The 12,835-nt window shown below is 32.2% G+C and carries 14 protein-coding genes; 7 read left to right on the top strand and 7 right to left on the bottom strand.

Going from position 1 to position 12,835, the window contains the following annotated elements; genetic code table 11:
- Positions 1–3 precede the first annotated feature (3 nt).
- From ACFFLS_RS11325 to ACFFLS_RS11305, 5 genes are all read left to right on the top strand, one after another.
- Positions 4–357: a hypothetical protein gene (locus ACFFLS_RS11325; protein ID WP_379684816.1), complete on the top strand. Its 354-nt coding sequence runs from the start codon at positions 4–6 to the stop codon at positions 355–357.
- On the top strand, positions 354–2,459 hold the full coding sequence (locus tag ACFFLS_RS11320; RefSeq protein WP_379684817.1) for a hypothetical protein: 2,106 nt from the start codon (positions 354–356) through the stop codon (positions 2,457–2,459). The genes ACFFLS_RS11325 and ACFFLS_RS11320 overlap by 4 nt, the downstream gene beginning before the upstream one ends.
- The gene (locus tag ACFFLS_RS11315) at positions 2,456–3,226 is read left to right on the top strand and encodes a toxin-antitoxin system YwqK family antitoxin (RefSeq protein ID WP_379684818.1); all 771 of its coding nucleotides are present in this window, start codon (positions 2,456–2,458) and stop codon (positions 3,224–3,226) included. Before ACFFLS_RS11320 ends, ACFFLS_RS11315 begins: the two co-directional genes overlap by 4 nt.
- Positions 3,227–3,636: 410 nt before the next feature.
- The gene (locus tag ACFFLS_RS11310) at positions 3,637–4,035 is read left to right on the top strand and encodes a hypothetical protein (protein ID WP_379684819.1); all 399 of its coding nucleotides are present in this window, start codon (positions 3,637–3,639) and stop codon (positions 4,033–4,035) included.
- Positions 4,032–4,697 (top strand): toxin-antitoxin system YwqK family antitoxin, encoded by a 666-nt coding sequence (locus ACFFLS_RS11305; RefSeq protein ID WP_379684820.1) that lies wholly within the window; start codon positions 4,032–4,034, stop codon positions 4,695–4,697. The genes ACFFLS_RS11310 and ACFFLS_RS11305 overlap by 4 nt, the downstream gene beginning before the upstream one ends.
- 582 nt (positions 4,698–5,279) lie before the next feature.
- On the opposite strand, the gene ACFFLS_RS11300 is transcribed toward ACFFLS_RS11305, so the two are convergent.
- Positions 5,280–6,179, bottom strand: coding sequence for a NifU family protein (locus ACFFLS_RS11300; RefSeq protein ID WP_379684821.1), 900 nt, complete (start codon positions 6,177–6,179; stop codon positions 5,280–5,282).
- 143 nt (positions 6,180–6,322) lie between these two features.
- Here ACFFLS_RS11300 and ACFFLS_RS11295 point away from each other — a divergent pair, with 143 nt between their 5' ends.
- Both ACFFLS_RS11295 and ACFFLS_RS11290 read left to right on the top strand, forming a co-directional pair.
- Positions 6,323–7,312 carry a PorP/SprF family type IX secretion system membrane protein gene (locus tag ACFFLS_RS11295; protein ID WP_379684822.1) on the top strand — a complete coding sequence of 330 codons (990 nt, stop codon included), beginning with the start codon at positions 6,323–6,325 and terminating at the stop codon, positions 7,310–7,312.
- A gap of 6 nt (positions 7,313–7,318) precedes the next feature.
- A complete protein-coding gene (locus ACFFLS_RS11290; protein WP_379684823.1) occupies positions 7,319–7,837 on the top strand; it encodes a gamma carbonic anhydrase family protein in 519 nt (172 codons plus the stop codon).
- A 137-nt stretch (positions 7,838–7,974) separates the two neighbouring features.
- On the opposite strand, the gene ACFFLS_RS11285 is transcribed toward ACFFLS_RS11290, so the two are convergent.
- The 6 genes from ACFFLS_RS11285 to ACFFLS_RS11260 form a co-directional block, all read right to left on the bottom strand.
- The gene (locus tag ACFFLS_RS11285; protein ID WP_379684824.1) at positions 7,975–8,694 is read right to left on the bottom strand and encodes a LytR/AlgR family response regulator transcription factor; all 720 of its coding nucleotides are present in this window, start codon (positions 8,692–8,694) and stop codon (positions 7,975–7,977) included.
- Between the two features lie 104 nt (positions 8,695–8,798).
- Positions 8,799–9,506 carry a dioxygenase family protein gene (locus ACFFLS_RS11280; RefSeq protein WP_379684825.1) on the bottom strand — a complete coding sequence of 236 codons (708 nt, stop codon included), beginning with the start codon at positions 9,504–9,506 and terminating at the stop codon, positions 8,799–8,801.
- A gap of 12 nt (positions 9,507–9,518) precedes the next feature.
- Complete coding sequence (locus tag ACFFLS_RS11275) at positions 9,519–10,634, bottom strand: sensor histidine kinase (protein WP_379684826.1); 1,116 nt, start codon at positions 10,632–10,634, stop codon at positions 9,519–9,521.
- Positions 10,634–10,969, bottom strand: a complete 336-nt coding sequence (locus ACFFLS_RS11270; protein WP_379684827.1) for a DUF4907 domain-containing protein — start codon at positions 10,967–10,969, stop codon at positions 10,634–10,636. The genes ACFFLS_RS11275 and ACFFLS_RS11270 overlap by 1 nt, the downstream gene beginning before the upstream one ends.
- Positions 10,953–11,960 (bottom strand): Kelch repeat-containing protein, encoded by a 1,008-nt coding sequence (locus tag ACFFLS_RS11265; protein WP_379684828.1) that lies wholly within the window; start codon positions 11,958–11,960, stop codon positions 10,953–10,955. Before ACFFLS_RS11265 ends, ACFFLS_RS11270 begins: the two co-directional genes overlap by 17 nt.
- A 13-nt stretch (positions 11,961–11,973) precedes the next feature.
- A complete protein-coding gene (locus ACFFLS_RS11260) occupies positions 11,974–12,816 on the bottom strand; it encodes a DUF6268 family outer membrane beta-barrel protein (RefSeq protein ID WP_379684830.1) in 843 nt (280 codons plus the stop codon).
- Positions 12,817–12,835: the final 19 nt, after the last annotated feature.

Here is a 12,835-nt window from a genome sequence, read left to right as displayed (position 1 = left end):
GATATGGCTATAAGAACAATTAACGGCATAACCATCATGGGAAATGATGGGGAAAACTGCTCATATCATAATTCAAGAAATGGAGCGCATTTCAGTCGAAATAATAAAGGAGTGTCCTATACAGATTCCGTTGGTAATTATATGAGCAGTACACCCAGATTTATCAGCATTAATTTTCAATCTTTTGAACTAGAAAAATATGGTGATGAGATTAGAAAATCAGATGGCACACGTATGATCATTATGCCCAAAGAACAAATACAGGAAATCGCAAACAGTACCTTTTATAATGAAGGACAGTTTCATGTTGTCGATTTCCTGACTTTTAGTATAACTGAAGAAAACAAAGAATTATGAAAACCAGATATATAGGTGGAAATTATACCGAGATAACAGGAGGAAACAATAAAGTTTTTGCCAACAGTATTGCAACCCATGCAGAACGAATAAGTTACAATGCTCCACAGCATACTTATGGAGATCCTGAGGACGCCAAACCTTTTGAAATTCCAGATTTTTATATTAAAGTGAGATTAAAAGAGTCATACAATGGCGAGTTTGGTTTTGACTGGCTTGACCTTAATCCGGACACAGGCCGAGTCGAAAAAATACAAGATGTACCATTCGAGAACGTTGAATATTTTTATAAAGAGGGACAAAATGGAGAATTAGGAAACATTGTGGCAAAATCGACAGATGAAAGCGGAGCTCGAACAGCAATCGAAAAACATTACAAATACAATTTGTACAGCAAATATGTTGATTATCCTTATGTTCTAATGAAGCCAGGTCTAGAGGAGCAAGAAGAAATTATATTAGAAATTCAAACTATACCCTACAGAGGTGAACTTAAGGAAGATTATCTCTCTATAACCGGAGACGAATTTTATGATTTTGAAATCGTGGGAGGAACAAAAGAAGGTAAAACAGCCAAGATTAAAGTTACTGGCGAAACAAAACTCGATTTTAAAATAAAATGCCTTAAAGAAGCTCCTGAAAACACATACGATTTTAAACATAATAACACAGTACTCCCAGAATGGATTATTGGCGGACTGGTTATGATGGAAAATAAAATACTCAGCCTGAAATTCAGGGTTATCGCTTTGGTTTCAAACGAAGGAAGCCCAAGTACAAAAGCTAAGGCGCTTTTTACAAAGTTTAAAGAAAATGAAATTACAAAATACCTAAATGAAAACTCACTTAATCAGGTAGGTTATAAGGTTGAAATCGAAAATCAGGAAATGTTTGATAACTTGGAAACAGCAAATTTAGATGATTATTTGTATGCTTTTGATAAGGAGTTGTGGAAAACAAAGGGGTTCTTTACAGAGAAATATAGAAAAACTAAAAAAAGATGGGAAAGAGTATTTAATGCTGATGGAAGCCCAAAAATGAAACCTGATGGTGTTACTTATGAAAAGGAGTTAAAAGAATATACTGACCCTACTGATGTCATCTTTTATGATGGAAAAGAAGATTCTGGAAAAAAAGATAAAGAAGGGAATACAATATACAATGATGTTTCTCCTGACTATATTGTAATCAAGGAGTATGATAATAAATTGAAAACAAAACTTAAGACTTATTTAGGAGGTTTAATAATTTTGGCAGAATATGAGTCTCCTAGTCCTGTACTAGCATTTAGTCGAAGTGATCCTTTAAATCATTATGCTTTATTTGTATATTCTAATGGGGTTGAAAAGAGCGATAATTATTCACATGAAATAGGACATATGCTTGGGTTACCACATTTATTTTATGGGGCAAAGGAGAAAGAGTCATATAAAACAGCAAGAGAAAATATTTTAGGAAGTGAAATATCTTTAAAACCAGGTATTGATGCTATAATTCAAAAGGTTGAAAATGACGCTAAAAATATTGATTTGTCAGAAATATACAACATAGAATTAGTGACCGCACAAAGAAATACGGTAATAAATTCTCTTGAAAATTTCAATAAAAAGTATAAAGTTTTATTGAGAAGAGAAAAAGCAGACAAAAGTCATGTAGAAACATACTATATCAATTATAGTAGGAAAGACAAAATAAATAAATCTCAAACTAAAGGACAATATCTGGACATTTGTGATAGTAAAATTAATAGATGGAGTAATTATATTGAGGAAAATACAAAAGCATTATCTAAAGTGTGTAACTATAAAGGAAACAAATTTGAAACTATAGAAGGGAGTATGCATTTTATAAGATCTGATTATTTGATTCTTTTAAATGAAACCAAAAACTATTATTTAGAAGTTATTAATCAAATTCATTCTAATTATGTAATGTTTAAGTTGTCAGCAACAAAAAACATTATGGACTACAATAATCATAAAGCTTTCTATTTACATAATCAAATAAAAACCATGAGGAGCGACATAGAAAATTATCTTGTAATTTCTTGTGAATTTTGTAATTCTAATTCTGATAAAAAATCAAGTCAAAAAAAGAAATGAAAAACAGATTAATACTTATAATTTTATCTATGGTATTTGTAGCTTGCACTACTATGAATTATCCAAACCATCCTAAATGGCTTTGTAACAAAAAATATGCTTGTTTGAAACATCCTCCTCCAGATATTAAAGAAAACAACAGAGCACTTTTAAGTATAACAATCTCATCGGGCAATTATGTGTATCTGGATTTTCCAAATGAAGATTCAGCCAAAAATGATGACACCTATCTTTTACAAGAAAGTTTTTTTGATGGAGAACCTAGGATTGGTAAAATTATAGATGGCTTCAAAGAAGGTAAATGGTTAAGTGATAATGTTTGTGAAAAAGGACAAATTGGGAAGGAAGAATATTTTAAACATGGTTTACGTGATAGCATTTTTAAACAATTTGATAGAAATGGTAAAATTATCTATGAAACCACTTTTAAAAATGGAACAGGTCTTTGGAAGGAATTTCACAGTAATGGAAAATTATATTTTGAAATCTATAGTGAAGAAGGCTTTTTTACTGATACATTGAGACTTTACAACAAAGAAGGTAAAATTTTTGAAAAACGTCTTTATCAAAATGATACATTGGTTTATTATATAGGCAATAGCTGGTGTTTAAAATATCGATACAATCCTAATGATACCACATATCTGGAAGTAGATTCTTATCAATTAAAAGAACTTAAACAAGGAGCTTTTAGGAATACTTTCCGGTATATGACAAAAGAAGAATTTAAGGACGATTACTTTGCTGAAAAAATATTGAAAAGATAGAATCTCCCACTATTGCACGAATTCTTTCGTGGGGAGATATGTGGATAAAAGTTTAATCTTTTCTTACTGAGTAAAAATAAAAAGCTCATAATTCTAAAGATTTAATTAGGATGTATCACGCGAAAGGATTCGTGCGGAAGCGGGGATTTTTTAAGTATTTCTAAAAAGTTTATTACGAATCTGATGGGAAGAAGAATGATAAATATAAACCAGGGATAAAAAAACATATTAATAAAGTAAGTAATATAAATCAAGTTTATTATGGTTGGGGGCATTTAATTGCTTTAAGAAATAATATTATTTCAGCATTAGAAAAATATAATAAAGCAAGACAGATTGAGGTAGAGAAAGAAGTTAAGGAAAGAGATGTAAAAAAAGCTTATTTCATAAACTATAAGGATAATGATATAGTGGGCTCTTCTCAAACAAAGAAAGAATATTTTAGGATTTGGAATGATAATATTAAACAAATTGAGGATTGTATTGAGGATAATAAGGGTGCTATAATTGATTTAAAAAATAAAAATGTAAATAATTATGTTGAATCAGAATTACAAAAATGGTTTTATAAAAAAGATATAGTAAAATTATTAAATGAAGAATATGATTACTATAATAAAATAATAGCACAAATTCATTCCAACGATGTTATGTTTAAGCAAGGAAAAACCAAAAACATGATGGATTATGATAATAATAAAGTAACATACTTAAGTAACCAAATAAGGATAATGCGTAGTGATATGCAAAATTATATAGATGTAATTGAGGTAAAACCAAAACAGAAACCAAAATCAAAGAAAAAATGAAACAAAATTTAATATTTCTTACTTATTGTGTAATTAGTATTACTTCTTGTACAACTGCTAATTTCCCGAAACATCCTAAATGGCTCTGTAGTAAAAAGGTTGCTTGCAAAAGACATGTGACTTTAGAAGAGCCTATGAAACTTGAATTTGGAAGGACTTACAATAATTCTCCCTCAAATTTTATGTATTTAGATTTTCCTGAAGAAGATATTCGTATGGGACAAGTATTGTATGAAGAACAATTTGCTGAAGGAGGACTTAGAATAGGTAAAATTATATATCACTATAAGCAGGGAAAATGGTTAAGTGGTGATGCTGATTTTGATGAAGATGGAAATGTTTATACAAAAGGGCAAATTTGGCGAGAAGAATATTTTAAAAATGGTTTAAGGGATAGTGTTTACAGATGTTTTGACCGAAATGGAAAAATTATTTATGAAACGACCTTTAAGATGGGTACAGGATTATGGAAAGAATATCATAATAATGGAGAGTTATATTTTGAAATATACACCAAAGGCGGCTATTTTACAGACACATTGAGACTGAATGACGACAAAGGAAAAATTATAGGGAAAAGACTTTATATAAAAGATTCGTTAGTGTACGATGAAGGACTACCCTGTTTTCCTTATCGGCTACAAAGTGTTAAGAGTGACTAAGACTTAACCATTCGTGCAGATTTATTTCCATAATTATAGCACAGATTTGTAATCATAAGTGTTCGAAACCTAATTTTTTGATTTTAAAACAGAATTAAAGAGACAGAATTTGGTTTGCTTTTTCATGCAAAAGGATCAATTCTTGTCAAAATACGTTTCAAATTTTCCACTAATTTCATGTTTCGAACACTTATGATTACAAATTCGCGCTATCGGGGAAAATTAATAAATCCTTTATAGAAGAATTTGAAAATGGAATAATATGTAATCCTAAAGAAATTATTCAAAGGTATAATTTGGGTCAATTCTAATTTTGTCCCTCTGCTCCCGAACGAAATCGAAGATTCAGCGTAGCTAATCCTTTCGTATGGCGGTTTGTAGATATAAATCTAGTTTTATTACAATAATTTAATATAAAATTAGATAAAGTAGAAACTTACCAAACGAAGGAATCAGCTACGCTGAATCTTCGATTTCGTGCAGAAGCGACATTTTTTTAATTATAATTGATTGAATACTATTTAGTAATTGTAAAAAAAAAGCGCCTCCTAAGAGACGCTTTTAAATATACTTAATTTTAGCTTAAGCATTTGAAGCTTCTACTTTAATCGCTTCATCATTTAGCATACTTTTTAGCATATTTTCGATACCGCTTTTTAAGGTAAATGTTGAAGAAGGACAACCGCTGCAAGCTCCTTGCAATAATACTTTTACTGTTTTATCCTCTTCATTGTAAGATTCAAAAGCAATATTTCCTCCGTCGGCAGCAACCGCTGGTTTTACATATTCTTCTAAAATATTAATGATTTGCTGAGAAGTAACATCTAATTTGTCAAAAGCTTCATCTTTTGTAACTTCATTTTTGGTTGCAGTTTGAATTAAACTTTCGTCTAAAACAGTTCCGCCGTTTTCGATAAATTGTTTAATGAAAGTTCTTAATTCTAAAGTAATTTCAGACCAGTCATTAATCTCGTATTTAGTAACAGAAATATAGTTTTCGTCAATAAAAATTTCTTTTACATACGGAAATTTGAATAATTCCTGAGCCAATGGAGAAGAAGCTGTCTGGTCGATATTTTTGTACTCAACAGCATTTCTAGTCAACATTCTGCTAACGACAAATTTTAAAGCAGACGGGTTTGGAGTTGTTTCTCCATAAACTGTAATAGGTTGTTTTTTGGCTTTGTTTTCGTCGGCTTTTATAATAATGCCTCCTTTTTCAACGAAAGCAGAAATTTGCTCTGCAACAGCATCTTTTACATCATCCCAGTCAACAATGCTGTATCTTTCGATAGCAATGAAATTTCCAGAGATATAAACAGTTTTTACGAATGGTAAATAAAACAGTTGCTGTGCAAGTGGAGAAGCTTGTGCTTCGTCTATATTTTTGAATTCAAAACTTTGATTTTGAGTGATGAAATCCTCAAACTCAAACTTTAAAATAGTTGGGTTTTGAGTCTCTTTTATAGTGATTTTTGTCATGGTAGTATATTTTTTGCAAATTTAGTAAAGTTATTTTCTACTAATAGCTATATTTGATTTTTTAATAAAATAATTAAGACTCTTTTCAAATAATTCGTATTAAATTGCAGGAGTAAAAATTATATAGAAACAAAATTGCCTTTATGAAATTAAAAATCAAGGTTTTATTAATTTTTTTCATTTGCTCTTTATATTCCTATTCTCAAGAGGGAATACCGGTTTATTCTGATTATTTATCGGATAATTATTACTTGATACACCCTTCTATGGCGGGTGCGGCGAATTGTGCCAAAATAAGACTGACAGCCAGAAAACAATGGTTTGGGCAAGAAGATGCACCATCACTGCAGACTTTGAGTTTTAACGGAAGGATAGGCGAACGTTCGGGAGCCGGAATCATCCTTTTTAATGACAAAAACGGCTATCATTCTCAAAAAGGAGTAAAGCTGACTTATGCACATCATATATTATTTTCAAGAGACGAAGTAGATTTAAATCAGCTGTCTTTTGGTATCAGCGGAGGGGTAATCCAAAACCAGTTGGACGAAACAAAATTTGGTCCAACCATAGATCCGCTTATTACAGGTTCTGTGCTTAACGATTCTTACTTTAATCTCGACGTTGGAGCTTCTTATAATTTTCTGAATTTTTACGCTCATGCTACGGTGCAGGGTTTAATTGAAACTAGAAGACAGTTGTATTCTGATTACGAAAGCGACAATCTTCGAAAATACCTTTTGAGCGCGGGATATGTATTCGGAAAAAGAGAAAAAATTACCTGGGAGCCTTCTATTTTGTTTCAAATGTTTGATCAAACCAAAGAGAAATCAATTGATTTGAATATGAAAGCGTATAAGAATATGGATTTCGGAAGTTTGTGGGCTGCTTTATCCTACAGAAGAAGTTTTGATGGCGGTCAGTACGTTTCTGGAAATACTGTTTCGACACAGAAACTGCAATATTTTACGCCTATCGTTGGAGTAAATTTCAAGAATTTTATGTTTGCGTACACTTATACGCAAGTAACAGGAGATGTGAAATTTGATAATGGTGCTTATCATCAAATTACTCTTGGGATTAATTTGTTTTGTAAAAGAGAACGTTACGATTGTGATTGTCCCGCTATTAATTAAAATATTATGTTGATTAAAGCTGTAAACGGAAAATCTCCTCAAATTCCAGAGGATTGTTATGTTGCCGAAAACGCTACTATTGTTGGAGAAGTTTCTTTTGGAGAATCCTGCAGCGTATGGTTTAATGCAGTTGTTCGTGGTGACGTTAATTTTATTAAAATCGGAAATAAAGTGAATATTCAGGACGGAGCAGTCATTCACTGTACCTATCAGAAACACCCAACTATTATAGGAAATAATGTTTCAATTGGACATAATGCAATTGTGCATGGCTGTACTATTCATGACAATGTTTTAATAGGAATGGGTGCTATTGTTATGGATAATTGCGTAGTAGAAAGCAATGCTATTATTGCGGCTGGAGCAGTTGTTACTCAAAACACAATTGTAACGGCAGGTTCTATTTATGCTGGAGTTCCTGCTAAAAAAGTAAAAGATATTGACCAGTCTGATTTCGCTGGCGAAATTGAACGCATTTCTAATAATTATGTTATGTATTCGGGATGGTTTAAAAACGAAGAATAACAATAAAAGGAGCAATAATAAAAATTCCAAATTCCAAGATTTGACTCTTTTGGAATTTGGAATTTTTTTATTTGAAATTTTACAATCAAAGGTTTGTTCTATAATATTTGAAGCTTGGAATTTCTTTTTAATTTAACCTATAAGTTGATTTTTTCAAAAAAAGCATTTTTATAGCTTTCGCTGATTGGAATTCTTTTGTCGCTTATCAGAACCTTATTTTTCTGAATCGATTTTACATGTTTGATGTTGATAATGTAAGATCTATGGATTCGTGCAAAACCTTTGTTAGAAAGCAAGTTTTCTAATTTTATAAGACTTATTAAAGTCAAAGTAAATTTGTTGTCTGTAGTGTAAATTTTTACATAGTCTTTTAAGCCTTCAATAAAAAGAATGTCAGCAAAATTTAGCTTTATATTTTCATATTCGGCACGAACAAACATAAAATCCTGTTCAATTTCTGGAGTAGGAGTAGTTTCGCTTGAAGTTTGGGTAGCAGTGATAGCCGGATTTACAAGTTGCTGCGCTCGTACAACTGATTTTAAAAAGCGATGAAACGGAATTGGTTTTACCAAATAATCTACCGCTCCGAGATTAAATCCTTCTACGGCATAATCAGAATAGGCGGTTGTGAAAATCACCAGCGGTTTTTTTTCTATGGTATTTAAGAAATCAATTCCAGAGAAATGAGGCATCTGTATATCAAGAAAAATCAAATCAACATTGTTCTGATTGATAAAAGAAACCGCATCGATAGCATTGTTAAACGTGTTTACCAGTTCTAACGAATCTACTTTTTTGACAAAATCTTCTAATAATTCTACTGCTAAAGGTTCGTCATCAATGATTACACATTTCATCTGCTGGAAATTAAGATTTTTACAATTTATTTTGGTTGTCAAAAGTACTTTTAAACCAGTAAATTATGTTTTAAAATTTTCATAAAATACTGGTTGTTTTTAGTTTATGCATTAACCGTAATCGTTTTGGTCAAAGTGTAACCGTCTGTTATATTGCCAGTTATTGTAGCAAGTTCTTGAGATAGGCTGTCTGAAAAGACATTATCACTTGTGTTTGAAGTATCCGCCTGACCATGTGCAACATAATTGCTGCTGGAGTAAACAGCGCTGGAAATGTTTTCAGGAAAAGCAATCTGTGTAACCAATAACGAAGTACCGCTATTAGTTAACACTTCTACATGTACATGTGGCGCTCTTCCTTGATACCAGCCAGGATAAATTGAAATAAAAGAAACATTGCCATTAGCATCAGAAGTCTGTCTTCCTCTTAAAAAATGCACCGAAGTATAATCTGTCTGCTGCATTTGAGTTCCTCCGTATTCAGAATAATTTCCGTCTTTGTCGCAATGCCATACATCTACTAAAACACTCTGAAGCGGTTCGCAGTTGTTGTTTTTATTTTCAATTTTGAGATTAATCAATAGGGCGATGCCGACACGGTCAGATTTAATGTTTTCTAAAACAAGCTGACTTGGTGTTTTAATCGGAAAAGGCCCTTTGGTTTCTGACGGAGAAACGGTACAACTTCCGTCTCCAGAATTTGAAGAATCCTCATCATTGTCACTTTTAGAACACGATTCTAAAAACTTTGCGGCGCCTGCCATTGTAGCAATGCCTAAAATACCATTTCGGATGAATTTTTTTCTGTCCATAATACGTTCTGTTTAATGAATTGCGGTTTTAATTTCATCTAGTTTTAAATTCAAATGAACTTTGTAATAATTATTATCCTGGTTAATGGTGAGTTCGTGTGCGTTTGGATACAGAAGAATAAGACGGTTTTGGATATTTGCCAGTCCGATTCCTGAATTTTCTGGATCTTTCACATAATTTTCAATTGTATTTTCTATCCAGAAATCAAGACTGAATTCTGAAATAAAAATTTTTATTTTAACATGCGCCGCGCCCTTGTAATCTGTTCCGTATTTGAATGCATTTTCCACAAAAGAAATCAGCAACAACGGCTCGATGAATTTGTTTCTTGTATCACCGTGAACATTGATTATGATGTCTTCAATATTGTTTAATCTGAGCTTTTGTAATTCAATATAGTTTTGAATATAATTGATTTCTTTCTCTAAAGCCACCGTTTTATTATCTGTTTCATAGAGCATATAGCGCATGAGTTCAGACAGTGTGACGATGGCATCAGGAACCAAATCAGATTTTTTATGGGCTAGCGAATAAATACTGTTTAACGAATTGAATAGAAAATGCGGATTAGTTTGTTTGCGCAGATAAATCAATTCTGTATTTGTTCGATGCGTTTCGGCAATTAGTTTGTTTTGCTGATTGTTGTAAAATTCAGTCAGCGTTCGAATAATTGCACTTATTGTAATAATCAGAATATAGAAGAACGACGGACCGATTTTAAAAAATAAAGGCTGTCGTCTTATTTCAATTCCCTTTGGCATTCTGTGCTCTGGGAAAAAATGCGAATCTGGCGGAACCATTCTCGGCGGAACTATATTTTCGGGTCTTAAATGCCTGAATTCAGGAATAAAATAATTTACTCGGATAATCATGAAAACAGCAATAAGAATAAAGACAAAAACGAAATAAAGCCAGTACTTTTTTTGCAGTAAAAAGGCAGGTACCAAATAAAAATAGTTGAGATAAAACAACACAATTCCGGTAAACCATTGTACATAAAAATCATTGTTGATCTTAAACGGACTTTCGTAAAACTGAATTAGAGAAGTCAGTATAAAGAATACCCATATTGCACAATGGAATAATACTTTTGTGTAGCCGGTATTTTTAATGGTATCTATCTGCATTAGAATTTTATTTTTAATAAAATTAAATCTTTTTCGGTTACCGTAGGCGATATCTTCTGTTTGAGTTTGTCTTTTACAAGTGTTGCAACCTTTAGGGCATCATCTTCTGTTGCAAAACTTTTGGTATCATTAATGACTGGAATAATTGATTGCTTTATTAGAATTTTGTCTTTGTAGGCAATCGTATAACCCCAGCCAGAATTTGTTTTAAAAGTGGCTGTCTGTAGAGGATCTTTTTTTACACAGGCAGCAAGTTGTAAAATCAGGATTAGAAAAACTAAATTCTTCCAGACTGAAATCTGGAAGAATTGTTTTTTATTAATTATCGTCATCATTTTGTTCGTCTAATGGTTTAAATTCCCATGCATCATCAAAATAAGTAGAACCGATTCTTCCAAGCATATAAAAACCACGATTGTTGATGGTAAAACCTACAGCATCTGTACGAGTTGCACCTTCCATTGCAGTTCTTTCTACCCATAGATCTGTAGATGGATTATACTCCCAAACTGTTTTTATGCTTTCGCCACCTACGATATAACCCAAGCCATTCATAGAAAAACTTGAAGCATTTGAACGTACAATTGCATATTCGTCGTTGTAGCTGTAATCGTCATTAGTGTCTTTGTCTACGTCACGTTTTCTGGTCCATACATCTGTTGCAGGATCAAATTCCCAGAAATCTTCCTGGTAAACGCCATTATTAATACCAGTAACTAAATAAGCTTTGTCTGCAATTACAAATACAGTTGCATTACGTCTTTTGTTGCCACTGAAACCATTTACCAATGTCCAAGTGTTTGCTTGGTCATCGTACTGATAAAAATCTTTTAAATAATTTCCGTCATAACCAGTTCCAAAATACGCTTTTCCACCTGCCTGAAATCCTACAGCTGCGTAACGAGCCGTTCCTGCAAAATCTGTTTTTTGCGTCCAACTATTGCTGACAGGATCGTATTGGTAAAAATCTTTAAGCTTATTGGTTCCGTCATAGCCAAGACCCACATAGCCTTTATCATTTAGAGCAAAACTAGAAGCAGAACTTCTTCCTACTCCTGTAAAATTGGCTTTTTGTTCCCAATAATCTCCGTTTGAGTTATAAGCCCATAAATCTTTTAGGTATTCATCGCCTGTATAACCTGCTGCAACATAGGCATAATCGCCTATAACAAAACTTGTGGCACTAGATCTAGCGGGACCGTCAAATGCCGATTTTTTGATCCAGTTTCCAATCAGCTCATCATCATCATTGTCGTTGCTGCAGCTTACAATAAAGAGACTCGAAAAAAGTACCGCGAATAATATTCCTTTTTTTAGATTAATCATAGTGTATTAAATTTTATTGTTTGTATTTGATGCCTATTCCTAAAACATAACCATTTCCTGTTGCAAAATCATAAACCTTATGATTGTTGCTGTCGAGAAGATTGTATTTTTTATTAAAATCATATCCGGCTTTAAAGTTTAAAAACCAGTTTTTATCAACATTTCTCTCGTATTCAAATGCAGTGGTCATTTGTGACATAGAAGCTTTTGAAGCATTGAGATTTGATTGAACTTTGTTATCTAATTGATAAAAATTCCCATTAAAACTATTGGTCAGACTGAATGCATTACGACTGTTGTTTGAAAACGAAAATTTCGAATCAGGAAAACCAATACTAAATAATGCACTTTCATTATACTGATAATCAAAAGACAGAAATGGCATAAATTGCGGATAACCAAAAACAGCTGTTCTTCCGGCTCCGATATTTACTTCTGTTTTTGAGCTTAATTTATATTTAAAACCAATGCTTCCTAAAATTGTAAAATCAGAGAAATCCAATTGCTGTTGGAAATTTGCCGTTGGAATAAGCACTGCATTCCACTTGGATTTTTCTGTGATTTCGTGCGAAAACTCAAATCGGTTCAAAATCTGATTCATCGTATTCAAATTAGTAAAACCTTTATATTGAGTGATTTCATAATTCACATTCAAATTCGAATATCCCAGTTGATTGATAATCTGGTTTTTGCTTCCTATTTTTTTAGAATAAATCAGATTGATGTTCGTCTGGTTGAAATTAATTTTCTCAGTCGGTTCTGTTTTGACAGATACATCAGCTGAGAAATTTTCCTGTGCCCGCAGACTAAAGAACGAAATCAAAAAAACAGCACTGATTAAAAACCTTTCTTTCATTATTAATTTTATTGGTCCA

This window comes from Flavobacterium procerum (assembly GCF_042431625.1).
GTDB classification, from domain to species: domain Bacteria; phylum Bacteroidota; class Bacteroidia; order Flavobacteriales; family Flavobacteriaceae; genus Flavobacterium; species Flavobacterium procerum.
The sequence above is the reverse complement of the archived record's forward strand: the minus strand, read 5'-3'. Positions and strand labels throughout refer to the sequence as shown.